The sequence below is a fragment of the Alloscardovia criceti DSM 17774 genome (assembly GCF_000376885.1).
Classification (GTDB): domain Bacteria; phylum Actinomycetota; class Actinomycetes; order Actinomycetales; family Bifidobacteriaceae; genus Alloscardovia; species Alloscardovia criceti.
This window is the reverse complement of record NZ_AQXR01000011.1, coordinates 359,127-385,756: the sequence shown is the minus strand read 5'-3', so window position 1 is coordinate 385,756 and position 26,630 is coordinate 359,127. Positions and strand designations below refer to the sequence as shown.

Here is a 26,630-nt window from a genome sequence, read left to right as displayed (position 1 = left end):
ACACATGGACAGGAAGCACAAACGCGACACAGAAATCACGCAGATATGCCCCTGACAAAGTACTTTGGCTACCTGGAGAAGTCCGCTCATTCGCATAATCTAGCAATGAACATACACGCGGTCTGCACCTGTAACGCGGACCCACGAATGAAAAGGAATGAACTGTGTCAGCAGCTTCTCTTCACGTCACCGTAAATGGTGAATCTCAGGAAATTGAACCGGACATCACCGGTGTTGAACTGTTTGCCGATAATAAAGATATTATTGCCGTTCGCATCAATGGAAATCCCCGCGACTTATACACCCCTCTGTCTGATGGTGATGTCGTAGAATCTATTGCTATCGATAGCGAAGATGGCTTGGCTATTATGCGCCATTCAGCCACACATGTTATGGCTCAAGCCGTACAGCAGGTGCGCCCGGATGCGAAACTCGGCATCGGCCCTGTCATTAAAGACGGTTTCTACTACGACTTTGATGTAGAGGAGCCTTTCACGCCAGACGAGCTAAAAGACATCGAAAAGCGCATGCAGCGCATTATCAAGGAAAGCCAGCGCTTCGTTCGTCGCGTAGTTACTGAAGACGAAGCACGCGCAGAAGAGGCCGAGCAGCCATACAAGCTCGAGCTTATCGGCGTAGCTGAAGACCAGATTAGCGCAGAAGAGGCTATCGAAGTTTCCCAAGGGGAGCTCAGCTTTTATGACAATGTAGACCGCAACGGAAACGTGGTATGGAAGGATTTGTGCCACGGACCTCATTTGCCAAATACCCGATTTATCAAGGCTTTTAAGATTCAGCGTGCGGCTGCCGCGTACTGGCGTGGCAACGAGCATAATCCTATGCTTCAGCGCATTTATGGTACGGCGTGGGCTACCAAGGATGATTTGAAGGATTACCTGAACCGTTTGGAAGAGGCAGCTAAGCGCGATCACCGCAAGCTGGGTGCAGAAATGGATCTCTTCTCTTTCCCAGATGAGATTGGCTCCGGTCTTGCTGTATTCCATCCAAAGGGTGCCGCCATCATCAATGCTATGAAGGACTATTCCAGCGAGCTGCATCAGCGCCACGGTTACTCCTTCGTGCAAACTCCGCATATCACAAAGGGTGGGTTGTACGAAACCTCTGGTCACTTGCAGTGGTACAAGGATGGCATGTATCCTCCTATGCATTTGGATGAGGAGCGTGACGAGCAGGGCAATATCACCAAAGAAGGCTTTGATTATTACCTCAAGCCTATGAACTGCCCAATGCACAACCTGATTTTCAAGTCCCGTCAGCGTTCCTACCGTGAACTCCCACTTCGATTGTTTGAATTTGGAACTGTTTACCGCTATGAGAAGTCCGGTGTTGTACACGGGTTGACGCGCGTACGCGGCTTAACGCAGGATGACTCCCACATTTACTGCACTCGTGAGCAGATGCGTGACGAGTTGAAGAGCCTTTTGACCTTCGTTCTGAATTTGCTCCGCGATTTCGGCCTGAATGACTTCTACTTGGAGCTTTCCACGAAGGATGAGCACAAGTATGTGGGTTCAGATGAGATTTGGGAAGAGGCCACCGAGACCTTAGCATCCGTTGCAAAGGAATCTGGATTGGAGCTCGTGGATGATCCAGCCGGCGCCGCATTCTATGGTCCGAAGATTTCCGTGCAGGCACGCGATGCGCTGGGTCGCACCTGGCAGGTATCCACCATTCAGCTGGACTTCAATCTGCCAGAGCGCTTCGATTTGGAGTATATTGCAGCCGATGGTACTCGTCAGCGTCCTGTGATGATTCACCGCGCGCTCTTTGGTTCGATTGAGCGCTTCTTTGCGATTTTGCTGGAGCATTATTCCGGCGCATTCCCAGCATGGCTGGCTCCAGTTCAGGTATTGGGTGTACCAGTTGCAGATAATTGCTTGGATCATTTGAACTCCGTCATCGCAAAGCTCGACAAGACGATGATTCGCACGGATGTGGATGCCTCGAATGACCGCTTCGGCAAGAAGATTCGCAATGCTTCCAAGTCGAAGGTGCCTTTCATCCTGATTGTAGGTGAGGAGGATATGAACAATAACGCTGTATCCTTCCGATTCCGCGATGGCAGCCAGCTCAACGGCGTGGCCGTAGACACGGCTGTGGCATGGATTAACCAAGCCATCCAATCGCGCGGATTAATCAATTCTGCCCAAGATTTCGCGCAGTTTACGGATGCGCAAGTCGAGCAGGTAAAGGCATAGTTCCGTCGATTAAGTATCGCTAGTTTCGTTAAAGACCTTGTCTGAACACCATCGGGCAAGGTCTTTTCGTATGCGTAAAGTCAAAGTATGACCGAAAATATTTCACCTCGTATCGATAATCCACAGGACTTCCCGCCACAAGAGGATTATTATGAGCGCCTGTGGACGCCTCAACGCATGAGCTATATTCTGCGCAATAGTCCCAGTTCTACAGATAATGCCTCGAATGCACCCATTATTAAGGCTCCAGACAGCACATCCACTGCACCGGCATGCGAAGCGGAAATCATCGATAATTGCCCATTCTGCGCCGCTCAAAAGAAAAATGATGAAGACGGACTGATTGTCTGGCGCGGCAAGAACGTCTTCATCCTTATGAATCTCTATCCGTATAATTCTGGTCATATTATGGTATGCCCTAATCAGCATGTGGCACTCATTACAGATCTCAAAGATGATGCCGTGCTACTGGAATTTGAAAAGGCGACCCAAATGGCTATGCAAGTCATCGCCAATGTGTCCCATCCAGATGGCTTTAATTTAGGTGTTAACCAGGGAGAAGCAGCAGGAGCGGGGGTCGCAACTCACCTGCATCAGCACCTCGTCCCACGATGGAACGGCGATTCGAATTTCATGCCGATTGTGGCGCAGACACGGACCATCCCTATTTTGCTGGAAAATCAACGTTCTGCTTATGCTCAAGAAGCACAACGCATCGCACACGAGTTTGGATTGTCATGCTAGAAAAACTGCGCACACCTTTTAAAAAACTTATAGATCCGATTGCACGATTCCTTGTATCGCTCCATTTAAGCGCAAATGCAGTAACCATTATCGGCGCAGTCGGCATGATTGCCGCAGCTCTAATAACAGGACTTACGGGATATCTTTTTGCAGGCGCAGTCGTGATGACGATTTTAGTGCTGTTCGATTCACTGGATGGATCTGTAGCTGCATTAACCGGAGGCGGCACGGCTTTTGGCGCATTCTTGGACTCCACGCTGGACAGAATGGCAGATTGGGCGATGCTCATCTGCGTTGCGTTATATTTTGCTTTACACACAGAGATTTCAGATATGTGGACCATCATCGGTATATCTGCGACAATGGTGGCCTTGATGACGTCCTTCCTCACACCGTATACACGTGCGCGTGCAGAAGCCGTGGGATTTGAGGCAAAAAACGGCATCGCAGCCCGCTCCGATAGAGTGCTGATTATTTTGGTATCCCTTGCATTAGTAGGTTTGGGGCTACCAACCTTCGTACTCAGCTTGTTTATGATTCTGTTGTCTGTACTGGGCATAATTACCGTGGCTCAGCGCATTCGCACGGTGTATGTGCAATCGCACAACGAAAACGCGGGCTGAAACTGAAACCGCACATCCATAATGTGTATATGCTTTCCAGGGAACTTCAGATAATCCTTCAAGCGTAATAGGCTTGCGCGTGTCTGAAGGGGTGCATAAAATAACACAAGGCTAATTAAGTATAGACGTTTCGAGGAGAGTCATGTCAGGACATTCCAAATGGGCTACCACCAAGCACAAGAAGGCAGCCATCGATGCTAAGCGCGGTAAACTCTTCGCAAAGCTCGTAAAGAATATTGAAATTGCAGCACGTAATGGTGGTGGCGATCCAGATGGAAATCCAGCACTCTACGATGCTATTACCAAGGCAAAGAAGAACTCCTTGCCTGCAGATAACATCACCCGCGCTGTCAAGCGTGGATCTGGTGAAGAAGCAGGTGGCGCTAACTATGAGGAGATTACCTACGAAGGTTATGCTCCTGGTGGCATTGGCTTGATTATTAACTGCTTGACGGATAATCGTAACCGTGCAGCAGCAGATGTACGTTCTACCTTGTCCAAGAATGGCGGATCATTGGCAGAAAACGGCTCTGTATCCTTTAACTTTGAGCGTAAGGGACAGATTGTCGTTCCTGCTGAAGGCGTAGATTTCGACAAGCTTTTCGAAGTTGCAGCCGAAGCGGGCGCAGAAGATGTCACCGAAGATGAGGACGTATTTACCGTAACCACTCAGCCAAGCGATGTCGTCACTGTGCGTAAGGCGATTCAAGATGCAGGATTCGACTATGATTCTGCGGAATCCACACTGCTTCCACTCAACGAGGTGGAATTGGATTACGATTCTGCTGTGAAGGTAAACCGTCTTATCGACGCTCTGGATGAGCTCGACGATGTACAGGACATCTTTGCCAACTGGACCGCTTCTGACGAAGTAATGGCCCAGCTGGACGAAGAGTAAAGGTCTTCTGCAGCTCAATGATCATTCTTGGCGTTGACCCCGGGCTCACTCGCTGCGGAGTCGGTGTTATTGAAGCCGGCCGTTCGCGCCGGCTTTCTTTTATTCATGTGGACGTTATCCGCACAAAGCCGAATACCGTACAAGATGCACGATTATTGGCCATTTTTAATGGCTTGTGCGCAAAACTGGACGAATTCGCACCAGATGTGGTGTCCATCGAACGTGTTTTCGCGCAAGAAAATCGCAATACCGTATTAGGAACGGCACAGGCAGCCGGACTTGCCATGGTAGCAGCCGCTCAACGCGGTATTCCTGTGGCATTGCATACGCCAACCGAAGCGAAATTGGCTGTCACCGGAAACGGGCAGGCAAATAAAGCGCAAATGCAAAATATGGTGACGAAAATCTTAGGTCTCAATGCTATCGTCAACCCTCCAGACGCTGCCGATGCGCTAGCACTTGCTATTTGTCATGCGCTCAGACCAGCCGGCGCTATCGAAGGAGGGGAGCGGGAGCAGCACCTTACCGCTGCACAAAAGCAATGGGCTGATGCGCAACGATTAGCCAGACCTAGTCGTGGTGTCCGCCGCGATATGTAATCTTGTATTCGAACAGATGTTCGAAGGTTTTTAGGGCTCACGAAAGGATTGCCAATGATTGCAAGCCTTCATGGAGTGGTTGAGGCGGTCACAACCTCGCAGGCAATTGTCGAAGTAGCCGGTGTGGGCTATAGCGTGCGCATGTCTGCAAAAGATCTCAACCAGATGCGCACAGGTCAAGAAGTTCGCGTGTTAACGACGATGACAGTTTCTCAAGATGCTATCTCGTTGTACGGCTTTCTCCATAAAACAAGTCAAGAACTGTTTGCTCAATTGCAAAAGGTAAGTGGTATTGGCCCGCGCGTGGCGTTGGCCATTCTTTCGACGCTGAGCTCGGATGAACTCGTGCAGGCCATTCGAGACAATAATCTTACAGCCCTGACTAAGGCCCCCGGCCTAGGCAAAAAGGGTGCCCAGAAAATCATTCTGGAACTCAGTGGCGCCGTTAACCTCGAGAGTCTTCTTTCTTCCGACTCGCAGGAGGATCGAACTTCGACGCATCCGGCGGATGGATTCGCGGATGAAGGTTCTCGTCAGGTATTGCAAGGACTTATGTCTCTGGGTTGGCAGCAACGCGATGCATATGAAGCCGTACGATTTGCTATGACAGAATTAGATTTGGGAAATTCTGTAGAGCTGGATAAAGTGCCTCAGGTACTACGCTTCGCACTCAGCCACCTGGATAGGGGACGTTAATGGTAGAAATGGTCAATGATTCACACGAAGAATCGTTACGCATGATTTCAGGCGAGCCACAGGCACAAGATCAAATCAGCGATGAGGAACTGCGTCCGGATACTCTGGATACCTTTATTGGCCAGCCCCAGCTCAAAGCTCAAATGAATCTTTTTATTCATGCCGCCCAGCTGCGCGGTGTGCCACCGGATCATATTCTCTTGGCCGGCCCTCCAGGGCTAGGCAAGACTACGCTCGCCATGATTGTGGCGCACGAATTATCCGTGCCTATTCGCGTAACCTCCGGCCCTGCGATTCAGCATGCAGGTGATCTCGCTTCTATCGTTTCCTCGTTGGAGGAAGGGGAGGTCCTCTTTATCGATGAAATTCATCGCTTGCCACGTGCTGCGGAGGAATTGCTCTACATCGCTATGGAGGATTTCCGCGTAGATGTCATGGTGGGTAAGGGACCAGGCGCTTCTTCGATTCCTCTGACTTTGCCACGTTTTACAGTCGTGGGCGCGACCACGCGTGAAGGCATGTTGCCATCGCCTTTGCGTGCTCGATTTGGCTTTACAGCACATCTGGATTATTACCCACATTCCGAACTGAAGAAACTCATCCTCAGATCTGCTCAAGTATTGCAAATCCATGTACTGGATGATGCCGCACACGAGTTGTCCTTGCGATCGCGCGGTACGCCACGTATTGCGAACCGCTTGCTCCGGCGTGTCAGAGATTGGGCTTTGGTGCACAATTTGACGGAGATCAATGCGGATGCCGTATTGGATGCGCTAGAACTGTATCAAATTGACTCCGAAGGTCTCGATAGACTGGATATAGCTGTGCTCACTGCCATGTGTAAAAACTTTGGCGGGGGGCCTGTGGGACTCAATAATCTCGCTGCAATGGTTGGTGAGGAATCCGAAACAGTAGAAACAGTCAGCGAACCTTATCTTGTCCGAGAGGGTTTTATGACGCGCACTCCGCGCGGACGCGTGGCTACGATAAAAGCATGGAATCATTTGGGTTTGACTCCTCCGGATGATGTCATATCACTGTTTTAGACTTTAAAGGTATTTTTATTCTCTCAAGGAGCATTCAATGGACGGCAACGCTTTACTAATCCTTATTCTTGTGGTTCTCATCGGCTTCACGTGGTGGAGTTCACGTCAATCTAAGAAGCAGCAGCAAAAGCTGACCGATTTCCGTGAAAACCTTCAGCCAGGCACCGAAGTCAGCACACATTCTGGTTTACTTGGCACCATCGAATCCGTTGATTTAGACCGCGGATATGCGGTTATTAATTCCGAAGGAAGCCTATCCAAGTGGCGTATTCAGGCTATTACGGAGCCTCCAATCATCCCAGCCTTCATCAGTGATGACGAAGTAGATGAAAACGGCAATCCGTTGGAAGAGTCCAACGCCGAGGAACAAGTAGAAAATCAGGCTTCTGCACAGTCCACTACTGATCAGAAGCTCGATGAACAAGCAACGACGGAGACATCTGAGCCAGTAACGGACACAGATGCGTCTGAAACAGTTTCCCTTACCGATACAGAAGAACAAACAAACAGTACTTCAGAAAAGTAGAATAGAGTTTTCCCTACATTATGACATCTGATATTACGCTTTCACGGTCAGATTTGCTTCCTCAGGAAGATGCAGATTTCCTATGCTCCAAAATCCGCACGATTCCTGGATTTCCGTCAGAGAATATCCTATTTCGTGACTTTATGCCGGTTTTTGCGGATCCGAAAAGTCTTCACCTCTTACTCGAAGGCTTAGTCAATGCCTTACCTGTGCAGCCCACAGACTTCGACTATATTGCTGGATTGGAGGCTCGAGGATTCCTCTTGGGCACAGCCTTGGCTCAAAAACTCAATAAGGGCTTCATCGCTGTCCGTAAAGCGGGCAAACTTCCTCCACCCGTTGTCTCACAAAGCTATGATTTGGAGTACGGCACAGCCACAATGGAAATCGAAGAGGGATTAGTTCCTGCTGGTTCTCGCGTTCTTATTGTGGATGATCTCATTGCTACCGGTGGTACGGCTTGGGCTGCAATGAAGCTGTTCGAAACAATTGATTGCTCAGTTGCGGGCTTTAGTTTTGTTATGAAGCTTGATGGCTTAGACGGAATCTCTAAACTCGAAGGTCACCCAGTTTCTACCATGATGCTCATGCCTGCTTAAGGAGAGAACTGTGGATTTATTCGAATATCAGGCGCGCGAACTTCTGGAAGAAAATAACGTGCCCATTCCTCATGGCCTGTTTGCCACCACTGTGGAGGAAGCAGTGGAAAAGGCCAAGGAGATTGGTTTCCCTTGTGTGCTCAAAGCACAGGTACGCATCGGACATCGTGGACAGGCAGGCGGCGTCAAAATCGTCCATGACGAAGACGAAGCCCGCTTTATGTCCGAGCATATTTTGGGCATGACCATCCACGGGCACAAGGTACGCGGACTTCTCGTTGTAGAAGCGGCTTCCATACTTCACGAGTATTATGTATCCATTTCTGTGGACCGATCATCTCGTGACTACGATGTACTGGCTACAGCAGCCGGCGGTACCGAGGTGGAAGAAATTGCGCGTGAACACCCTGAATTCGTCAAGCGTCTCCACATCAATCCTTTAGAGGACTTCGATTTCGCAGCAGCCCAAGATATGGCCCGTGAAATTGGTTTCCATCATGCAGATAACGATCAAGCAGCTCAAGTTTTGCTGGAAATGTGGCATGTCTTTCAAGACAGCGATGCCACTCTCGTTGAAATCAATCCGTTGGCTAAGATTGGACAACCGGAGGATGAGTCATCAAAGCATCTCATCGCTCTGGATGCAAAGATTTCCTTAGATGGCAACGCGGCATTCCGCCACGATAATTGGTCGCGTTTCCACACGACTTTTGACCAAGATAGCCTCGAAACTCGCGCTGCAGAGCATGATCTTCATTACGTGCATCTCGGCGGAAATGTGGGCGTGATCGGTAACGGAGCGGGATTAGTCATGAGCTCTATCGACGCCGTAGCAGATGCCGGTGTCGCCTACACCACACCTTTGAAACCTGCAAACTTCCTCGATATTGGCGGCGGTGCTTCAGCGGATGTGATGGCTGAAAGCCTGAGCATTGTGCTTGCCGATGCCCAAGTAGAATCCGTTTTTGTCAATGTATATGGCGGTATTACGTCCTGCAAGCTCGTGGCAGAGGGTATCTTAGCGGCCGCTAAGCAGTTGGAATCCGACCATACTGAGATTAAAGATATCGTTGTACGCTTTGATGGCAACGAGGCGGCAGAGGGTTTAGCATTACTCCATGAGGCTGCACATCCACGCATTCATGTAGCTCAAACCATGCAAGAAGCTGCTCAAACGGCCGTGCGTATAGCCGCACAGACGCTCGGCATTGAGATTGCACATCGCGATACAGCACAAGGAGAGTAGGTTATGAGTTTTATCCGTCCCAATGCTCCTGTCATTGTACAAGGTATGACCGGCCATCAGGGTATGACACATACAGCGCGCATGCTGAAAGCAGGCACAAATATTGTGGCCGGCGTGAATCCACGCAAGGGTGGGCAGTCCTTACACTTCGAGGATTTGAATGGTGCTCGAGACGTGTCCATTTACGCCACCTGTCGTGAAGCACGTGAAAATACCGGTGCAGAGGCTTCTGTCATTTTCGTTCCACCACGCTTTGCGAAAGCAGCCATGGTGGAAGCTATTGAGGCAGAAATTCCTCTTATTGTGGTCATTACCGAAGGTATTCCCGTTGCTGATACTGCTTACTGCGTTGCTTTGGCTCGGAAAAAGGGTGTGCGCATTGTCGGGCCAAACTGCCCGGGTCTGGCCACATATACTACTCCGGATAAGATGAGCACGGGCACATATGGCGTGAACTTGGGCATTATTCCCGATGGCATTGTGCACAATGGCCCTCTTGGACTAGTTTCTAAGTCCGGTACCTTAACCTATCAAATGATGTCCGAATTGTCAGATTATGGTTTTGGTGCAGCCATTGGTGTAGGTGGAGACCCGATTGTCGGCACTACACAGCAGGAAGCTCTCGAAATCTTAAATGAGGATCCCCGTATTAAGGCTTGCGTGCTGATCGGCGAAATTGGCGGAAGTGCAGAGCAAGAGCTGGCATTGTGGGCTCAGGACCATATGAACAAGCCTGTTGTGGCTTATATCGCGGGATATAGCGCGCCAGAAGGCAAGCAGATGGGACATGCAGGCGCTATCGTTTCTGGCGGAAGTGGCACAGCTCAAGGAAAGAAAGAAGCACTCGAAGCCTGCGGCATCAAAGTGGGGAAAAATCCCACCGAAACCGCACAATTCATGCGAGAAATTCTGGAGCAACTCTAAAAAATGACCCAAGGCCGCATCGTTTCGTCTGAACATTCAGCTGAGCATTCGCAGAACACGTCACCACGTTCAGCTCGCATTACATCGAGCAACATATCTGAACGTGGTGAGAGGTCTGCGCAGGCTGCGCAAAAACTGCGTTCACCAGCCTCCCGTGCTTCCAAGTCTGATATAGATCGAAATCCGGCTCGTGCTGTCTTGCGAGGCGTTATCACCGCGACTACAGCATTTTTGATGTACGCCGTCGCACTTTTCCTTTTTATTTCACTTTTTCTGCTGGTCGCTTCCATGGAAGCTGGCACGGATCTCAGCGGTAATACCCTGAACATCACGGGGATGCTGCTTGTGTTGTCTCAAGGTATTTCCATCCAAGCCGGCGTATTTCATTTATCCATCGTCCCCCTCGGTTTAAGCTTTGCGAGCATTGCCTTGCTACGCTCACTCTTCATACGCAGACGCAATACATTGCTTGGCTACAGCGTGAGCATTGTCGTGTGGACACTCCTCATGGCTGTGGTGGCGTATGCCCTTCGAGATTATCTCACCTCAGCGCCCTGGCAAGTTCTGCTTTATCCGTGTGTGATAGCTTTCCTAGCTTTTCTCTGGTCCTTTACGAAGGATTCGCCGTATTATCTCGTCATTTCCAATTTTTTGAAGAATCATCTATCTGCACGGCTGAGGAAAACTCTGCTTCTCGGTATGAGAACTGCGCGTCGTATTTTTGTGCTGTACTTGCTCGCTTCGGTTATCACCTTCATCGCGTGGGTTGTTATGGGCTTCACCTCAATGAATGCGGTGTTTGACATGACACACATGGGCTTAGGTTCTCGTATTACTACGAGTATTCTCAGCGTGGCGTGGTTGCCGAATCTTCTCATCTGGGCCTTGGCATGGGTGCTTGGCGCACAGTTCAGTATCGGTAGCTTGGGCGTCTTTAGCCTGTGGATAGGGCAGTCCTCCTCCTTGCCGCCTATTCCTGTTTTTGGTCTCCTCCCAGAACCCGTCGCTACGGACACCATGCGCACGTGGATTTTGCTGGCGCCGATTGTCATCATTACTCTCATTGGCTTGTTTAGCTTGCTTATGAAGCGCGAATTTGGCCTGCTTAAAACTCCGCTGAATCTGGATAGCATTATCGATTTCATTTATCCTATCGGTGCGTTTATCGTTTCGATACTCCTGAGTGTGGCTGTATCTGCGCTGGTTATTATGCTCTCATCCGGTTCTCTGGGGTCGAAAAACCTCGATTACCTTGGCCTAGATGTGTCGCAATCACTGGCATCCTTCGGCAGGCCTATACAATGGGGACTATTGGCTGCGTGGCTGATAGCCTGTGCAATTGCGCTAATTCATACGGCTGTCATCGTGTTGAGCAATCGTTCCACAGCGCTCCACGACAACGATGCACTCCAGGACAACCCGGATGAGGCCATGGACTATTCAGACGAAGAAGCACGCGATGATTTCACCGATGAAACATCCGACGTAGATTCCACACCCGAATTGCTCGATGACGCGGACACTCCTTCTTTTACCAAGGATGCCGAGATGGGCGACTTACCAGATTTATCCCAACAAACCACTGGAGAACCGGAGGATATCCATGATTGATGCTACATCACGCCCAATTAAGCGTGCACTTGTATCGGTTTATCACAAGGAAGGGCTTGAAATTCTTGCACAAGCCTTTGTAAAAGCGGGCACAAAGGTTGTTTCAACCGGTTCTACCGCTCAGGCTCTTGCTCAATTCGGTGTGGATGTCACACCTGCAGAACAGGTGACAGGATTCCCAGAGTGCCTCGATGGTCGCGTAAAAACGCTTCATCCTCGCATTCATGCGGGCATTCTGGCGGATATGACCAATCCAGAGCACAAGGCTCAGCTGGAAGAGCTGGGCGTAGAGCCTTTTGACGCTGTCATTGTAAACCTCTATCCATTCGCGGATACCGTACGCAGTGGGGCAGAAGAGGCAGATATTATCGAAAAAATCGATATCGGTGGCCCATCCATGGTACGCGCAGCGGCAAAGAATGCTGCAACCGTGGCCATCATCACCGATCCTGCTGATTACGCGATTCTTGCAGAACGCGTCAGCACTGGCGAAGGCTTCACACTTCCAGAGCGCCGTTATTTGGCTGCAAAGGCCTTTGCACACACCTCCGCTTATGATGCCACGATTATCGAATGGGCATCCCAGCACTGGACCAAGCCAGAGAGCTTGGAGGGCGAGCCAAGCTTTGCTACCTACACCCGCACATGGGATAAGAAAGACGTCTTGCGCTACGGTGAGAATTCTCACCAGCAGGCCAGCCTGTATGTCGATCCACTTACCTCCGGCGACTTCGCACATGCCGAACAACTGGGCGGTAAGCCTATGAGTTACAACAACTATGTCGATGCGGACTCCGCATGGCGTAGTGTATGGGATTTCCCTGATCAGATTGCCGTAGCCGTAGTCAAGCATTCCAATCCTTGTGGTTTGGCCATCGGCACAACCGTTGCACAGGCTCACGAGAAGGCTCATGCCTGCGATCCAATGAGTGCATATGGCGGTGTGATTGCCGCAAATACCACCGTTTCTGCAGATATGGCACGCAATGTGAAGCCTATTTTCACAGAGGTTATCGTCGCTCCAGATTATGAGGCAGAGGCTTTGGAAATCCTGCAGACCAAGAAGAATCTGCGCATCCTCAAGGTTCCAGTCGCACCAGTAGCACACCCTCAAATCCGTCAAATTGACGGTGGCTTGCTCGTCCAAGATATGGATGTGTTCCAGTCTGAAGGCGATGACGTTCAGAATTGGACGCTGGTCGCAGGTGAAGCAGCAGACGAAGCGACTTTGAAAGATCTTGAATTTGCGTGGAAGGCTGTGCGTTCCGTTAAATCCAATGCCATCCTCATCGCACACGATGGAGCAACGGTTGGCATCGGTATGGGTCAAGTCAACCGTGTGGATTCTTCACACTTGGCTGTGGATCGTGCCAATACGCTGGCCGATGGTCAAAACCGCACCCAGGGAGCCGTCGCTGCTTCTGATGCATTCTTCCCATTTGCAGATGGCATGAAGATTCTCACGGATGCAGGTGTGAAGGCCATCGTACATCCGGGCGGTTCTATCCGTGATGAGGAAGTATTCGAGGCAGCAAAGGCAGCTGGTATCACCATGTATGTCACCGGCACACGTCACTTCTTCCACTAAAATCCGCAGCCATTCTCATACCCTCCCGGGTAATATGAGAATACTCCATGTTGTCCATTGGTTCAGTAAGTATATGCTTGCTGAACCAATCATCATTTATCGCAGAAATGCACAGTTTAAAGATTTTTTCATTAATATGTAGGTTGGGGAGCGATGTCTAATATTCCACACCATATTGAGCCCATGTGGCAGAGTTTAGTTACGGTTGCTGTTATCCTCGTCAGCCTCATCTTTGCATGGTTTGGGCTTGTCAACGTGGCCACCTATATTATTGCGGCCTTTTCACTGGTTATGGGTATTTGTCGCGTATGGCTCAAAGACAAGGCACCATGGAAGGTGCGCGGTATTGTCTTTGATTCCTTTATCAGTTTTTCATTAGCGATTGGACTGGTCATCACATATATCAGCATTGAAATGTTGTAACCGCGTCCATATTTCATCTGCTCAATAGAGTTGTGCCCTGAGCCTTTCAAGCCCAGGGCACAACTGAAATATTATGTTTTCAGTACGCGTTACTTCTCATCAGTCTGGTCAGATTCCGTGTCCTCCGACTGCGTCGTTTCAGATTCGATGACGATTTCTGGAACTTCTGCAGACTTTTCATCGGTTTCGGATTCTTCCACTGTATCTTGTGCATTTGCCGAATCTTCTTGAGCATCCTCCAGCTGCTTTTCTGCGCGTAATGCAGCCACAGCAGCCTCTGTTTCTGCACGCTGAGCACGTACAGAGTCACGGATAATGAAGCCAAAGGATACGGCTGCAGCAGCAACCAAAGGAACGACCCAGAATACCCACAACTGAGACAATGGGTTGGTGGTCATGCCCTGAGTTGCACCGATAACGGCAATACCCGTAGAACGTGCAGGATTCATACCAGCACCATCGATGATGAAACTAGACATGGCACCCACACCATAAGCAGCGCCCACAGCCAGCGCATGATTCTTACGCACGGCACCTTGAGCGCGTGAGGTAGCAAAGAATGCGCTAATGACAAGAACGGTGAACAGCAATTCCACCGCAATGGTGGCCTTAATACCAAAGCTAATACCAGAAGAAGAGCCCATCAGTGTAGCGGAAGGGGAGTTGGAACCAAATCCGTTCGTCACCAAACCCAGCCAGGTGGTCATGGACAAGGCAGAAGAGGTTGGGGTCAGCAAGAACCACAAGCCCGCAGCAGCGAGCGCGCCCAAAACCTGGGCGACAATGTATAGCACACCATCCAGCCACTGCGTGAAACCTGCCAAAATACCTGCAAAAGTGACGGCAGGATTGAAATGGCCACCCGATGCGCGACCGAAGGACATGCTGGCAGCGGCATACGCTGCAGCCGTACCGATTCCCACAAGAGCAATTACAGAACTGGAATTAATAATTGCGGCCCAAGTACTCATCGCATAAATCGCGAAAACAATCAGGAGAGTACCTGCGAATTCTGCAGCCACTCGTACGAGACGATTGGGACTTACCGTCTGAAAATCCTTCGTGGATTCTGACGTGTACACTAAATTATCTGTCATATATACCTCGCTTATAGTGAACGTTGCTATAGTATCAAGGGCTCCACCTATACTTATAGAGATATTTCAAATTTTAATTATTCGGCCACGTTGGGAGAACGATGCCACATCCATATTCTCGTGCGAAAAAAGCACATGATCTTGATAATTCTGGAATCCGTCTTCAAAAAGTCTTGGCGCAAGCTGGCTTTGGATCACGTCGCAAGTGCGAAACTATGATTACAGACGGACGTGTTGAAGTCGATGGTGAACTCGTCACAGAACTGGGAACACGCGTCGACCCTGCAAAGCAAGAAATTCGCGTGGATGGATCGCGAATTCGTCTATCCAATAAACACATTACTTTAGCGCTGAACAAGCCTAAGAAGGTCTTGTCCGCCATGGATGACAAGAAGGGCCGCTGGACGCTACGCGATATCATCGGCGACGGTTATGAACGTGTCTTCCATATGGGACGTTTGGATTACGATTCCGAAGGTTTGATTCTTATGACAGATGATGGAGAGCTTTCGCAGCACGTCATGCATCCGAAGTACGAGGTAGCAAAAACCTATATCGTAACTGTTGAGGGGCATATCGGCGGAAATGTTGCGCGCCGACTGGTGCGTACCGGTGTGCAGTTGGATGACGGCTGGATTAAGCTCGACCAGTGCACCATCTTGGACCAGTCGCGTGAGTTCTCGATGCTACGCGTCGTCTTGCACTCCGGTCGTAACCGCATTGTGCGCCGTATCTTCGGCTCGATTGGTTTCCCCGTTGTGCGCTTGATTCGTACACAGATTGGACCTATTAAGCTCGGTGAAGTCAAGCCAGGATCGTACCGTATCCTGTCCAAAGCTGAGGTAGATTCTCTTGCAAAGGCGGTTGGTCTATGATTACAGTTGCAATTGATGGTCCTTCAGGCGTAGGCAAATCCAGCACTTCTCGCGCCCTGGCGCAGCATTTTGGCTACGCCTATCTGGATACGGGTGCCATGTATCGCGCCGCCGCATGGTGGTGCTTACACAACGGCGAAAGTTTGGACTACGATCAGGTTGATGAGCACACGGAAGCACGTCTGACAGAGTTGGTTGCATCATTCTTTACGGATTATCATTTCGATATTTCACTCGACCCTGAAAATCCCGGCGTTTTCAGTGATGATCAGGATCTGAGTGAGGATATTCGTTCCACCGAAGTGGCATCTCACGTGTCTACCATTTCTTCGATTATTCCGATTCGTCGTTTGCTTATAGCCGCTCAGCGCGCCTATATCGAGGGCGAGCAAAATCCTCAGGGATTTTCAAACGGTGCGGGCATTGTGGTCGAAGGCCGCGATATAACGACCGTTGTCGCCCCCGATGCCGAGGTGCGTGTGCTGCTGACCGCGCGCGAAGAGGTACGACAGGCACGTCGCAATGCGCAAAATGCTCAAAATACGCAAGCTCAGACGGAAACAGGCACAGATGACGTAGCCGCACGCGATGCAAAAGACGCGAAGGTGACCTCCTTCATGGAGGCCAGCGAAGGCGTGACGACTCTGGATAATTCTGATCTGAGTTTCGAACAAACTCTACAAATTCTCATCGATATGGTGGATACCGCCATCGATGAGCAGCTCTTCAACAACTATGCGGATCAGCTCAGCGAATACGAGTTGGAAGAGGGCGATGAAGAGTACCTGAGTGGCGCAGATTTATCGGACTTTGAGGATGAAGCTGAAGCAGATAAGGGCGTGGGCGTGCTCGCAATTGTGGGGCGTCCGAATGTCGGAAAATCTACCTTGGTGAACCGCATCCTTGGCCGTCGTGCAGCCATTGTCGAAGACACGCCAGGCGTTACCCGTGACCGCGTCAGCTACGAAGCAGAATGGGCCGGCACACGTTTTCAGCTCGTAGATACGGGCGGCTGGGAAGCAGACGTCGAGGGCATTGACTCTGCGATTGCTTCACAAGCACAAATCGCCGTTCAGCTGGCCGATGCCGTCGTCCTCGTCGTCGATGGCGTTGTGGGCCTCACTGCCAGTGATGAGCGCATCGTCTCCATGCTGCGCGCGTCTGGAAAGCCGGTCACCGTAGCTGTGAACAAGCTGGATACGCAGATGTCTGAGTATCAGGCGGCGGAATTCTGGAATCTTGGCTTAGGCGAACCTTATGCTATCTCGGCTATGCATGGCCGTGGTGTGGGCGATTTGCTGGATGTGGCGCTGGATAAGCTGGCACATGCTGAAAAGACTTCGGGATTCCTCACACCGAGCCACTTGCGCCGTGTAGCCCTTGTAGGCCGCCCAAACGTGGGAAAATCCTCGCTACTCAACCAGCTGTCTGGTGAGAACCGTGCCGTCGTCAGCGACATCGCAGGCACCACGCGTGACCCGGTGGATGAGGTGGTCAACGTCGGTGGGGAAGACTGGCTCTTTATCGATACTGCAGGTATTAAGCGGCGTTTGCACAAGCAGAGCGGCGCTGATTACTACTCCAGTTTGCGCACTCAAGCAGCCTTGGAGCGCGCCGAATTAGCACTTGTGCTTTTCGATGTTTCCCAGCCTATTTCGGATCAAGATTTGAAGGTGATGAGCCAAGCGGTTGACGCTGGTCGCGCTGTGGTTTTGGTCTTCAATAAGTGGGATTTGTTGGACGAGTTTGGTCGTCAGCGTATCGAACGCCTTTGGGAAACGGAGTTCAACCGTGTCACCTGGGCGCAGCGTGTCAATTTGTCTGCTTTGACCGGCTGGCACACAAATCGCTTGAAGCTCGCCATGGATACGGCTTTGGAGAATTGGGATAAGCGCGTGTCTACAGGCCGTCTGAATTCCTTCCTCGGACAGATTCAGGCAGCGCATCCGCATCCATTGCGTGGTGGAAAGCAGCCGCGTATTTTGTTCGCCACGCAGGCATCCACGCGGCCTCCGCGTTTCGTGATTTTTACCACGGGCTTCTTGGACCACAGTTACCGCCGCTTTATTGAGCACTCATTGCGCGATGAATTTGGATTTGAAGGTACACCTATCCAAATTTCCGTCAATGTGCGTGAAAAGAAGAAGCGCAAGTAACTGCGTATTTTCACCTATAGCCTGTTGTGTGACTGTTCGAATTTGGGCAGTCACACAGCTTTTTGGAAACCGCTATTGTGTACCACATACACAATGCTCCTGCGTACAATGCCCGTACAATTGTGGGGAATGTCAGAGTTCAAAAATTGATATGCTGTATATGTATCCCGGAAAGAGCAATGTGATGAAGAACACATTATACGAATATTTCGAATAAACAGATGGGGTACTGGATTGTAAGAAAGACTAGATTTTTCATGCCCTTGCGGAAATTTCGCAGATTGCCAAAATGTCCAGCAAAGGTGCATTTTAAAAATTTATACTCTATAATAGACGTAGTTATTTAATAATTTACATTATCGCGAGGACTGATGGCAGAAGGATCTTCTCACGGCAGGCGACGTTTTTCGGACAAGTGGGGAAAGCATGAATTAGATGTTTTAGCGGTGCTTTCCTCCGCTTTCCCACAATGGCTTACTTCACGTCAAATTGCTCAACGTGTTAAGGCATACGCTGATTCATATGGCGAATTGGCAGATCAAGCAGCAAAGGCAGCATTTGCTAAACAGTTCCAACGTGACCGTGCAAAGCTCACCGCTATGGGCATTGCCATTGAGTCACGCCAACCTGAATACTCCTCGAAATCTGAAGGTCAAGATTTCGCATCTTATCGCTTGCAATTAGGCGATGAGCCACGCACGCGTATGCATTTTGAAGCCGATGAGCTCCCTATTCTCGCTGCGGCCAATTATCTCGCACGCTCCTTAGCTATGTCCGCAAAACCGGCGGAATCCAAAACGGAGGACAAGCGCGCTCACAAGACGTCACGCTCGCAGCCACATGTAGCGCAAACACCGACACCTGGCTTAGGGCTAGATTCCATTGCGCCTGGACTTGGCACACAGTCTATTCCAGAGAATCTGATGCGTGTGGTGGACTCGCGTCGTTTTACGGCAACCGTCATGGTGGATGGCGAAAGCATCAATGTCGCGTACACGGATTCGGATGATCTCGCTTCCTATGTCTTGGAACACCCAGGCGCCACGATTATCAGCCCACACGAGGCTGTTGATGCTTTTGTACGTCGTTTAAATGCTGCAGCCGCCTTTGAAGAGGCCACTGTAGAACCAGCCGATGACTCCAAGCTACAGGCCGTTTCCGAGCTAAAGAAGCAGATTGAAGCGGAGCGTGAAGGTGAGGGTGCTGAAGAGAAATCCGATCGCAAGTCGGCATCCTTCCAAACAGGTTCCGAAGTGGATCGCCGTTTGCGCCTTATGCTCTTCCTTTCTGCACACTTGGGCGAAGAATACCTGCTCAGCGAGCTTGCGGAGCGCTTTATCGCCGTACCAAAGACACCAGAAGAGGAAAAGAAGAACGTGCAGATCATCCGCAAGGATATTGGCACACTGACCACGGTTTCCGATGACGGCGAGCTGGCTGGAAGTCAGTTCTTCGACATCGACTGGTCACTTTTAGAGTCCGAAGGCATCGTTTCCGCGACGAACTCGCTCGGTTTGGAGCGTCTAGCTGGCGTATCCACGCAATATATGAGCCTCTTGACGGCATCCGTAAGCTATTTGGCACATTCGCCTTTGATGTCTCAAAGCTATCGCAAGAGCGCAGAGGTACTCTACGAGCGTCTCCTCGAGGAGAAGTCTACGCCTGTGGACACGCCTTGGCTCAGCTTGACGGGTTACGAATTAGAGCCAGCCAGCTATCAGGTTGTCAACGATGCTATCCAGCGTGGCAATTTGCTGGATATGGATTACACGGACGGTGCAGGCCGCACCCGCCACAAGCTCGTAGCACCTGCCCAGATTTATGTCGATGAAGGCGTGTATTACGCAGCTGTGTGGTCTGGCGTCAGCGATAGCGATCGCAAGCATCCAAGCACCCGTGCCTACGATGCGGATTTGCCGCGTCATACGCCGATTCATAATGCAGAATCTGCTCAATGGCAGACGCTCCGTTTGGCACGCATTGGCAGGGTAGAGAGCGTGGAACCGAACCACGAAATTAATATCCCGGATGTGCCACTCACGGAGCTGCGCGAATGGAATTTCGAAAATGGTACGCCTACGGTTTTCGTCACTACCGAGAAGAATTTGCCCTTTATTTTGAATCTTCCCGATGCGCGTGTCGAGGACTTTGGCGAGGGCCAAAAGGTGCATTTGACGGTGTCTTCCGATTCGTGGTTTGTGGCATTTTGCATCGCACACGCTCGTCACATTAGCGCTGTAGGACCTTCTACACTACAATCTATGTGTATAGCTCGTGCACAACGAGAATTGACATTGAATACAGCGAATTCGGAGAACTAGTTCATGATTCCAGTATGGGTGTGGATTCTACTATGGATATTCCTCTTCGTTAATCTTGGTTTTGGCGTGTACTATGCCGTAAGTCATGGTTTACATGCGCTCAACAAGGCGGGAAAAACAGGCTCAGAAATCAGTGATATCCTGTCCCGCATGAATGAAGAAGACGCTGAACGTATCCTCGAAGATTCCACCCCATTTTTTGCTAGGCCTTTGTCTGATGTTTCAGATCGCTATACTCAAACGCGCATAAGGGTAGAGGAGCGCCATATCCAGCGCTCTCTACGTCATGATGCGGCTCTTCAGCGTTGGGACGAGTATCACCAAGAAGATCTTGAAAAGTTAGGAGACAAGTTAGATTCCGCCGCCGCTGAAAGTGATGCAAGGGCGGAAATAAAGAACGCCTAAATTTCGTACGGAGATTCTTCGGCGTTCTTACGATGCTTACTGGGTGGGCGCATCCAACCGTCTGCAACCCCTCACGCATCGTGCTGTGTGTATTCGTTACTATTTCAATAAGTCACAATTATGTCTCAGAACGAGTTAAGCCCTGCGCAGCGTTATGCTGCATTCAAAGAACGTCAACGTCAAGAGAAAACAGCCACCGGTATTTTCGCTTCATCCTTACCTTTTGAACTCGATGATTTTCAAAAGGACGCATGTGAGGCTCTGGAGCATAATCACAATGTGCTGGTCGCTGCACCTACCGGAGCAGGAAAAACAGTTGTAGCAGATTTTGCGATTTTTCTCGCCCAACAAAAAAATGTGAAGGCCTTTTACACCACACCGATTAAGGCCTTAAGCAATCAGAAATTCCACGAATTAGTTGCGCTGTATGGCGAGGATAGGGTAGGCCTACTCACCGGCGATGTATCTATTAATTCAGAAGCCGATATTGTGGTGATGACCACCGAAGTCCTGCGCAATATGCTGTATGAGAATTCCACCACGCTGACGGCTTTGCGTTACGTGATTCTCGATGAGGTGCATTATCTCGCCGATCGCATACGCGGACAGGTGTGGGAGGAAGTCATTATTCACTTGCCTCAATACGTGAAAATTATTGGTCTTTCGGCCACGGTATCCAATGTTGAGGATTTCACTGCATGGATTCGCTCCGTGCGTGGAGATACGACGCTGGTTATGTCCGAGCATCGCCCGGTGCCTTTGCACCAGCACGTCATGCTCCAGCAGGGCCCTCGCAAAGAACCCGAAGTGTACGATTTGTACCAAGAGGGGACGGATGAGATTAATCGCTCTCTCGTCCACGCGCTGGATCACATCGATATCCTTGCACGCAAGGCCGCTCAAAATGCCAATCGCTATAAATTTGAGCATGCCAAGCACACAAAGCACAGCAAGCATGGGAAAAAGCCAAGCAAACCACAGGCTCAACAGATACGTCATTACACGCCAAAGCGTTGGGCTGTTATCGATGAACTGGATTATTTGGACATGCTTCCGGGCATTTACTTCATCTTCTCTAGAAACGGCTGTGATAAGGCTGTAGCACAATGTTTGCAAGCAGGGCTTGATCTCACCACAGATGATGAGGTACGTCGCATTCGAGCTATCGTCAACGATATGATTGACGGCCAGCTCACCAAGGATGAAATGAAGGCTTTGCATTTCAACCAATTTGTGGCCGCACTGGAGTTAGGTTTTGCTTCGCACCATGCGGGCATGGTTACGCTGTTTCGCCACATCGTCGAAGCCTTGTTTGAGCAGGGCCTCATCAAGGTGGTCTTCGCGACAGAAACATTGGCTTTGGGCATTAATATGCCTGCGCGCACGGTTATTGTGGAAAAGCTGGAAAAATTCAATGGCGTCGGTCATGTGAACCTCACGCCAGGGGAGTTTACCCAGCTTACTGGCCGTGCAGGCCGACGCGGCATCGACACCGTAGGACATGCTGTTGTGGTGGATCATCAAGGATTTGTGCCTGCAGCTGCCGCAAGCCTCGCGTCCAAGCGTGTGTATCCATTACACTCGAGTTTTACACCGAATTTCAATATGGCGGTTAATCTGCTCCATACACATACTTTGGAAGAATCGCGTCACACACTGGATTTGTCCTTTGCCCAGTGGGAGGCCAATAAATCCGCCGATAGCCTGTCGGGCATGGTCGATGATACGTCCAAAATCGTGCGCGATTATGAGAGCGCCATGCACTGCAATCAGGGCAATTTCGTGGATTTCATGCGCATTCGCATGGAAATTTCGGATATCGAGAAAAAGGACCGTAGAATTCTCAAAAAGAAGGTCTTTACCTCTGAAAAGGCACGTCGCAAGGCTTTCTCGGCTTTAGATAAACGGTTGTCTGTGCTCAAAAGTCGGGAGCAGAATCATCCGTGCAAAACCTGCCCAGATTTTTCTGAGCATGTGCGTTGGGGACACCGCTGGGCACGGCAGGTGCGCGAATTAGAACGGTTAGAAAATCGTCTCGCCTCACGGACACAGTCGGTTTCGCGTCATTTTGATCGCATTTGCTCGGTTTTACGAGAGCTCGACTATGTGGAAGCTCACGATAATTCCACCGATCTTGTGCTCACCGAACGTGGCCAGTTGCTGCGGCAGATTTACAGCGAAAACGACTTGCTGCTAGCGCAATGCGTGCTGGCAGGGCTCTTTGACACCCTCAGTGACCAAGATTGCGCGGCCATTATCACCGCTTTCGTGTATGAATCACGCTATGGTTCAACCCAGGAACCGGCGCATTATCCTGGCGGTTCGAAAGGTGTACTGGCCACCACCGTGGCCCAGATTAAAGCCATCGATAAATCCTTGCGATTTACCTACGATTCCTACGATTTAGAGCATGAGCGTGAACTTGACTTTGGACTGGTAGAAATCATGTTTAACTGGGTGAGCGAAAAACCGCTATCCGAGGTGCTCAAGTTTAACGAGCTGACTGCAGGCGATTTTGTGCGCACCTGTAAGCGTTCCACAGACGTGCTTAACCAGCTGATGACGATTGGAAAATTGCGAGGGGATAAGCACTTAGTCGGCATTGCGGGACGAGCCTTCGACCTAGTCAATCACGGTATCGTAGCCCTTAATCCGTTGGAATAATGCGGAATAATTCCTCGGTCTTCTGTGTTTTGTACGGTAGAGATATATAATAAGGAGAATTTTTATGGCAGAGCGTAGCCTTCGCGGAATGAGTATTGGTGCGAAATCATTGGAATCCGATGACAATGTCGAATTCGCTGATCGCACCGAAGTGAGCTACATTTGTCCACGCGGACATAAAACTATTTTACCTTTGTCTTCAGATGCGCAGCCACCATTGGAATGGGAATGCCGCTGCGGTCAAACAGCAAAGCTTGAAAATGCTGAAGATGAAGAGCCAAACGAAATTACAAAGCCGACACGTACGCACTGGGATATGCTTCTCGAAAGGCGTTCGATGGATGAGCTGAAAGAATTATTAGACAAGCGCTTACAGATGAAGCGCGAAGGATGGTTCCCAGATTATGAGTAATCGTCGCATTGTTTTACTTGATTTAGACGGTACAACGGTCGAATCCGATCCAGGCATCTTGGCCTCGGTTAAGCTGACCTATGAGCATTTTGGCAAGGAATTGCCTTCTGCAGAGGAATTGCAGACCTTTATTGGCCCACCTTTGCTGGATTCTTTTACAGCTCATGGTTTTGAAAATAACGGTCAGGAAGCCGTGGATTTCTTCCGTCTGTCTTACACAAAACCGTTTTTTGATGACCCTCAGGCGCCAGGACAGCTCGTTCCTGGATTATTCCTTAGTCGTATGTATTTTGGCTATCTGGGACAGCTTCAAAAGCTTCGTGAGGCTGGCTACGTGCTCGCTGTGGCCACAGCAAAACCACAGACTGAAGCAATTCGTCTGTGCGAGCATATTGGCTTGGAATACTTGGTTGTAGGCATTTATGGCGCATCCGAAGGCTCCGATACGAGCCGTTTGCATAAGAATCAAGTCATTAAGTATGCGTTTGAGCGTTTGAATTACAACGAAGATGACGGCGATCGTGCTGTGATGGTTGGCGATCGTTGGACAGATATCGACGGCGCACACGACAATGGCATTCCTGCAATTGGTGCTGGCTGGGGTTATGCAGCTCCCGGAGAATTTGAAGCACATAATTGCGATGCGGTGGCCGAAACGGTCGAAGATCTGCTGGATACGGTGAATATGGTATTTAACCGATAATGTACGTTATGTCAGATTTGCATACTTTTTAAAAGGTATGCATCTGTCCATATGTCCGGCCTACTCGGTTAAATCACTCTCCTGTCAATGCTTTGAGAATCCCTGTAAGATTCTCAAAGCAATTTTTTTTACAAAAAAATGCTTACCGTAGTTACGGTAAGCATGAAAAACGATTCTAAAGTTTATATAACTTGTGCCTGATGCAAGGAACGCTTTTGTAACTCGAGCTTTCTGCGCATGCGGTGTTGCGTTAATTCATCAATCGAATGCACCGTTGGCGTGTCTTGGGTCTGCGCATGAGCAGTATGATCTGTTGCTACGGATTCCTCATTCTTCAACGCCTGCGAAATGTGATCCCACATAGCCTGTACAGAAATGCCGAAAACAGCATGGCCTTCACGCATAAAGCTGAGCATTTCACTCTCACTAGCACATTCGAAAATGCGGCTACCATCTGACATAATGACCACGTCAGAAAGCTTCTTCAAATCGCATTGTTCCAAAAAGCTCAGCGCCTTTGTCACATTGTTGAGGTTGACACCTGCGTCCAGCAACTTCTTCGCTACGGAAAGAATAACAATGTCTTTAAAAGAGTACAAACGGCGGGAACCTGAGCCTGATGAAGGCGTAATGCTCGGTTCCACAATATGCTTGCGTGCCCAGTAATCCAGCTGGCGATAGGTGATGCCGGCTACTTTGGAAGCCACTGCTCCCCTGTAGCCTGCTTCGGTACAATCATCTTCGAATTCGAACAATGTGCCTTGAACGAAATGCTGACTGTCCAAATTTTCTACCTCAGATAATCGTACATGCAAACTTAATTGCGGACGTTCGTTGCTTTCTGCCATCTTCTCTGCCTTCTCACAGGTGTTTCTCACCGGTATTGTCTCAACCGAGTTTTTGAAAGTATGCTCACCGATGTTTCTCGTATTATATTGTAAAACGAAAAATGTGGTGGTCTTGTCGTGGACCTACGCCAAAACTGCGGACTTTGTGAAAAATACGAACCGGAAACGTCCGATGATGATTTCATCCCCGTTTTTGAGTACAGCGTTTTCGACACGCTCACGATTCACGTAGGTACCATTGAGGCTGCCAGCATCTTCGAGGCTAAAGTTTTCCCCATTGCGCTTAAAAATGGTGTGTTCACGTGACACGGTGTTGTCATCCAAAAGAATGTCGTTTTCCGCGTCACGGCCAGCCGTAATCACATCCGCATCGAGCAAATAACGGGCTCCGTGAGCACCGCGCGTTGCGATGAGTAAAGCTGCATTATCGTTCAACTGGGCAATCGTATCGATATCTTCTTGCGTCAATGGACGCTCGCCGGTGGCCGTTACAGGTACGGTAACTGCTGGCATGCCAATGACTGTTGTTTCTCCTGCTGTAGGGATCGAAATTTCCATAACCTTTATTCTACTGTCTGTGCGTACTTATATTCAAAAGTGTTTGCTAATGCAGAAATATTTACATTAGATTCTTGTGTCACCGTAACTTTAGCACCATAATTCACACGTAAGGACGAGCCGATTCCTCCGCTGATTTCCACCGCATTTTGCAAATTCGTAGGATCGCCGATGGCCTTGATGATGTAAGGTGCTTCGAGATACTTACCATCGCTCATCAGGCCCGATTGCGTATCGATTACATACGTATTGGTAACAACGCGTACATCACCAATCTGGATAACCTCCGCACCAGCATTGCGCAGTTCTTCGATAACTGTGTACAAGGATGCCGCAGAGATGGCTTTTTTCGTGCCCTGTGTGATGGTAATGGACACGCCTTCACCTTGTGCAGCTACCTTCCCGCTGAGGATATCGTTAGAATCCTGGTTTTCCTGAACCACGCGTTCAATTTCCTGCTGTTTATCTGCAGCAGACTGAATGGACTGCAATTGCTGGCTAAGCTGAGCGCGCTGCGATTCTAGTCGAGAAATCTGATTATCCGTTTCGCTCAGCAAGGTGACGAGTTCGGACTCGCTTAAGGAGCTGTAGGAGGTGTCCGTAATGCGTTGCTGCGCCATAAAACCGTAGCCCAGTAAAATACCCAAGGCGAGAAGCACTAGCGTATTGATAATGCTACGCGTACGGCTACTGCCACGCAGCGCATGCCAAAATTCACTCCACGTAGAGATGACGCGCCGTGGAGAATGCTTCGTGGAAGAGTTTTGAATAACCGGAAAGACGCCGGTTTGGGTATCGTCGGCGTTTGTTTGTGAGGGTTTCTTTGATTCGCGAGCCAAGAGCGCCTCA

The 26,630-nt window shown here is 49.8% G+C and carries 25 protein-coding genes; 21 read left to right on the top strand and 4 right to left on the bottom strand.

The genetic code is table 11. The features are described from left to right. Positions 1 to 164 precede the first annotated feature (164 nt). The 14 genes from thrS (at position 165) to D570_RS08735 (ending at position 13,742) form a co-directional block, all read left to right on the top strand. Complete coding sequence (gene thrS, locus D570_RS0107015) at positions 165 to 2,219, top strand: threonine--tRNA ligase (RefSeq protein ID WP_018143683.1); 2,055 nt, start codon at positions 165 to 167, stop codon at positions 2,217 to 2,219. An 87-nt stretch (positions 2,220 to 2,306) separates the two neighbouring features. Next, positions 2,307 to 2,963: an HIT family protein gene (locus D570_RS0107010; RefSeq protein ID WP_018143682.1), complete on the top strand. Its 657-nt coding sequence runs from the start codon at positions 2,307 to 2,309 to the stop codon at positions 2,961 to 2,963. Next, entirely contained in the window at positions 2,957 to 3,586 is a 630-nt protein-coding gene (gene pgsA / locus D570_RS0107005; protein WP_018143681.1) for a phosphatidylinositol phosphate synthase, read from the top strand. The genes D570_RS0107010 and pgsA overlap by 7 nt, the downstream gene beginning before the upstream one ends. A gap of 142 nt (positions 3,587 to 3,728) precedes the next feature. Next, positions 3,729 to 4,484: a YebC/PmpR family DNA-binding transcriptional regulator gene (locus tag D570_RS0107000; RefSeq protein ID WP_018143680.1), complete on the top strand. Its 756-nt coding sequence runs from the start codon at positions 3,729 to 3,731 to the stop codon at positions 4,482 to 4,484. A 17-nt stretch (positions 4,485 to 4,501) separates the two neighbouring features. Next, entirely contained in the window at positions 4,502 to 5,083 is a 582-nt protein-coding gene (gene ruvC / locus D570_RS0106995) for a crossover junction endodeoxyribonuclease RuvC (protein ID WP_018143679.1), read from the top strand. 54 nt (positions 5,084 to 5,137) lie between these two features. After that, positions 5,138 to 5,779 carry a Holliday junction branch migration protein RuvA gene (gene ruvA, locus D570_RS0106990; RefSeq protein WP_018143678.1) on the top strand — a complete coding sequence of 214 codons (642 nt, stop codon included), beginning with the start codon at positions 5,138 to 5,140 and terminating at the stop codon, positions 5,777 to 5,779. After that, a complete protein-coding gene (gene ruvB / locus D570_RS0106985; protein ID WP_018143677.1) occupies positions 5,779 to 6,825 on the top strand; it encodes a Holliday junction branch migration DNA helicase RuvB in 1,047 nt (348 codons plus the stop codon). Before ruvA ends, ruvB begins: the two co-directional genes overlap by 1 nt. A gap of 37 nt (positions 6,826 to 6,862) precedes the next feature. Then, positions 6,863 to 7,351 carry a preprotein translocase subunit YajC gene (locus D570_RS08740; protein ID WP_018143676.1) on the top strand — a complete coding sequence of 163 codons (489 nt, stop codon included), beginning with the start codon at positions 6,863 to 6,865 and terminating at the stop codon, positions 7,349 to 7,351. A gap of 17 nt (positions 7,352 to 7,368) precedes the next feature. Further along, a complete protein-coding gene (locus D570_RS0106975; protein WP_026181952.1) occupies positions 7,369 to 7,950 on the top strand; it encodes an adenine phosphoribosyltransferase in 582 nt (193 codons plus the stop codon). Between the two features lie 10 nt (positions 7,951 to 7,960). Then, positions 7,961 to 9,196, top strand: coding sequence for an ADP-forming succinate--CoA ligase subunit beta (sucC, locus tag D570_RS0106970; protein ID WP_018143674.1), 1,236 nt, complete (start codon positions 7,961 to 7,963; stop codon positions 9,194 to 9,196). Between the two features lie 3 nt (positions 9,197 to 9,199). Beyond that, on the top strand, positions 9,200 to 10,120 hold the full coding sequence (sucD, locus tag D570_RS0106965; protein ID WP_018143673.1) for a succinate--CoA ligase subunit alpha: 921 nt from the start codon (positions 9,200 to 9,202) through the stop codon (positions 10,118 to 10,120). Between the two features lie 3 nt (positions 10,121 to 10,123). Then, positions 10,124 to 11,731, top strand: coding sequence for a cell division protein PerM (locus D570_RS0106960; protein WP_018143672.1), 1,608 nt, complete (start codon positions 10,124 to 10,126; stop codon positions 11,729 to 11,731). After that, complete coding sequence (gene purH, locus D570_RS0106955; protein ID WP_156812274.1) at positions 11,727 to 13,319, top strand: bifunctional phosphoribosylaminoimidazolecarboxamide formyltransferase/IMP cyclohydrolase; 1,593 nt, start codon at positions 11,727 to 11,729, stop codon at positions 13,317 to 13,319. Before D570_RS0106960 ends, purH begins: the two co-directional genes overlap by 5 nt. Before the next feature lie 153 nt (positions 13,320 to 13,472). Continuing rightward, positions 13,473 to 13,742, top strand: coding sequence for a hypothetical protein (locus tag D570_RS08735; RefSeq protein WP_018143670.1), 270 nt, complete (start codon positions 13,473 to 13,475; stop codon positions 13,740 to 13,742). An 89-nt stretch (positions 13,743 to 13,831) separates the two neighbouring features. Here the strand turns inward: D570_RS08735 and D570_RS08730 are convergent, their stop codons facing one another. Beyond that, the gene (locus D570_RS08730; protein ID WP_018143669.1) at positions 13,832 to 14,839 is read right to left on the bottom strand and encodes an MIP/aquaporin family protein; all 1,008 of its coding nucleotides are present in this window, start codon (positions 14,837 to 14,839) and stop codon (positions 13,832 to 13,834) included. Positions 14,840 to 14,940: 101 nt separating this feature from the next. Between D570_RS08730 and D570_RS0106940 the strand changes: the two genes are divergently transcribed. The 7 genes from D570_RS0106940 to D570_RS0106910 all read left to right on the top strand — a co-directional run bounded on the left by D570_RS0106940 (position 14,941) and on the right by D570_RS0106910 (position 24,375). Further along, positions 14,941 to 15,714 carry a pseudouridine synthase gene (locus D570_RS0106940; protein WP_018143668.1) on the top strand — a complete coding sequence of 258 codons (774 nt, stop codon included), beginning with the start codon at positions 14,941 to 14,943 and terminating at the stop codon, positions 15,712 to 15,714. Beyond that, entirely contained in the window at positions 15,711 to 17,870 is a 2,160-nt protein-coding gene (gene der / locus D570_RS0106935; RefSeq protein ID WP_018143667.1) for a bifunctional cytidylate kinase/GTPase Der, read from the top strand. Before D570_RS0106940 ends, der begins: the two co-directional genes overlap by 4 nt. A gap of 371 nt (positions 17,871 to 18,241) precedes the next feature. Continuing rightward, a complete protein-coding gene (locus tag D570_RS0106930; RefSeq protein WP_018143666.1) occupies positions 18,242 to 20,191 on the top strand; it encodes a helix-turn-helix transcriptional regulator in 1,950 nt (649 codons plus the stop codon). A 3-nt stretch (positions 20,192 to 20,194) separates the two neighbouring features. Further along, on the top strand, positions 20,195 to 20,596 hold the full coding sequence (locus D570_RS0106925; RefSeq protein WP_018143665.1) for a hypothetical protein: 402 nt from the start codon (positions 20,195 to 20,197) through the stop codon (positions 20,594 to 20,596). 120 nt (positions 20,597 to 20,716) lie between these two features. Further along, on the top strand, positions 20,717 to 23,260 hold the full coding sequence (locus tag D570_RS0106920) for a DEAD/DEAH box helicase (protein ID WP_018143664.1): 2,544 nt from the start codon (positions 20,717 to 20,719) through the stop codon (positions 23,258 to 23,260). Between the two features lie 64 nt (positions 23,261 to 23,324). Continuing rightward, complete coding sequence (locus tag D570_RS0106915) at positions 23,325 to 23,672, top strand: RNA polymerase-binding protein RbpA (protein WP_018143663.1); 348 nt, start codon at positions 23,325 to 23,327, stop codon at positions 23,670 to 23,672. Further along, positions 23,665 to 24,375 carry an HAD hydrolase-like protein gene (locus tag D570_RS0106910; RefSeq protein WP_018143662.1) on the top strand — a complete coding sequence of 237 codons (711 nt, stop codon included), beginning with the start codon at positions 23,665 to 23,667 and terminating at the stop codon, positions 24,373 to 24,375. The genes D570_RS0106915 and D570_RS0106910 overlap by 8 nt, the downstream gene beginning before the upstream one ends. Before the next feature lie 182 nt (positions 24,376 to 24,557). Here D570_RS0106910 and D570_RS0106905 read toward each other — a convergent pair whose 3' ends face one another. The 3 genes from D570_RS0106905 to D570_RS0106895 all read right to left on the bottom strand — a co-directional run bounded on the left by D570_RS0106905 (position 24,558) and on the right by D570_RS0106895 (position 26,620). Then, a complete protein-coding gene (locus D570_RS0106905; protein WP_018143661.1) occupies positions 24,558 to 25,223 on the bottom strand; it encodes a MerR family transcriptional regulator in 666 nt (221 codons plus the stop codon). 123 nt (positions 25,224 to 25,346) lie between these two features. Further along, positions 25,347 to 25,781, bottom strand: coding sequence for an FHA domain-containing protein (locus D570_RS0106900; RefSeq protein ID WP_018143660.1), 435 nt, complete (start codon positions 25,779 to 25,781; stop codon positions 25,347 to 25,349). Positions 25,782 to 25,786: 5 nt separating this feature from the next. Next, on the bottom strand, positions 25,787 to 26,620 hold the full coding sequence (locus D570_RS0106895) for a DUF881 domain-containing protein (protein WP_018143659.1): 834 nt from the start codon (positions 26,618 to 26,620) through the stop codon (positions 25,787 to 25,789). Positions 26,621 to 26,630: the final 10 nt, after the last annotated feature.

What these genes read in the sequence shown, in the direction of transcription:
- D570_RS0106940 (WP_018143668.1), top strand. Translation starts at nt 14,941, where the DNA reads ATGCCACATCCATATTCTCGTGCGAAAAAAGCACATGATCTTGATAAT.
- D570_RS0106905 (WP_018143661.1), bottom strand. Translation starts at nt 25,223, where the DNA reads ATGGCAGAAAGCAACGAACGTCCGCAATTAAGTTTGCATGTACGATTA.
- D570_RS08735 (WP_018143670.1), top strand. Translation starts at nt 13,473, where the DNA reads ATGTCTAATATTCCACACCATATTGAGCCCATGTGGCAGAGTTTAGTT.
- D570_RS0106920 (WP_018143664.1), top strand. Translation starts at nt 20,717, where the DNA reads ATGTCTCAGAACGAGTTAAGCCCTGCGCAGCGTTATGCTGCATTCAAA.
- ruvA (WP_018143678.1), top strand. Translation starts at nt 5,138, where the DNA reads ATGATTGCAAGCCTTCATGGAGTGGTTGAGGCGGTCACAACCTCGCAG.
- D570_RS0106925 (WP_018143665.1), top strand. Translation starts at nt 20,195, where the DNA reads ATGATTCCAGTATGGGTGTGGATTCTACTATGGATATTCCTCTTCGTT.
- pgsA (WP_018143681.1), top strand. Translation starts at nt 2,957, where the DNA reads ATGCTAGAAAAACTGCGCACACCTTTTAAAAAACTTATAGATCCGATT.
- D570_RS0106915 (WP_018143663.1), top strand. Translation starts at nt 23,325, where the DNA reads ATGGCAGAGCGTAGCCTTCGCGGAATGAGTATTGGTGCGAAATCATTG.
- D570_RS0107010 (WP_018143682.1), top strand. Translation starts at nt 2,307, where the DNA reads ATGACCGAAAATATTTCACCTCGTATCGATAATCCACAGGACTTCCCG.
- D570_RS0106960 (WP_018143672.1), top strand. Translation starts at nt 10,124, where the DNA reads ATGACCCAAGGCCGCATCGTTTCGTCTGAACATTCAGCTGAGCATTCG.
- D570_RS0106910 (WP_018143662.1), top strand. Translation starts at nt 23,665, where the DNA reads ATGAGTAATCGTCGCATTGTTTTACTTGATTTAGACGGTACAACGGTC.
- der (WP_018143667.1), top strand. Translation starts at nt 15,711, where the DNA reads ATGATTACAGTTGCAATTGATGGTCCTTCAGGCGTAGGCAAATCCAGC.
- D570_RS0106900 (WP_018143660.1), bottom strand. Translation starts at nt 25,781, where the DNA reads ATGGAAATTTCGATCCCTACAGCAGGAGAAACAACAGTCATTGGCATG.
- D570_RS0106930 (WP_018143666.1), top strand. Translation starts at nt 18,242, where the DNA reads ATGGCAGAAGGATCTTCTCACGGCAGGCGACGTTTTTCGGACAAGTGG.
- ruvB (WP_018143677.1), top strand. Translation starts at nt 5,779, where the DNA reads ATGGTAGAAATGGTCAATGATTCACACGAAGAATCGTTACGCATGATT.
- D570_RS0107000 (WP_018143680.1), top strand. Translation starts at nt 3,729, where the DNA reads ATGTCAGGACATTCCAAATGGGCTACCACCAAGCACAAGAAGGCAGCC.
- D570_RS08730 (WP_018143669.1), bottom strand. Translation starts at nt 14,839, where the DNA reads ATGACAGATAATTTAGTGTACACGTCAGAATCCACGAAGGATTTTCAG.
- D570_RS08740 (WP_018143676.1), top strand. Translation starts at nt 6,863, where the DNA reads ATGGACGGCAACGCTTTACTAATCCTTATTCTTGTGGTTCTCATCGGC.
- ruvC (WP_018143679.1), top strand. Translation starts at nt 4,502, where the DNA reads ATGATCATTCTTGGCGTTGACCCCGGGCTCACTCGCTGCGGAGTCGGT.
- sucD (WP_018143673.1), top strand. Translation starts at nt 9,200, where the DNA reads ATGAGTTTTATCCGTCCCAATGCTCCTGTCATTGTACAAGGTATGACC.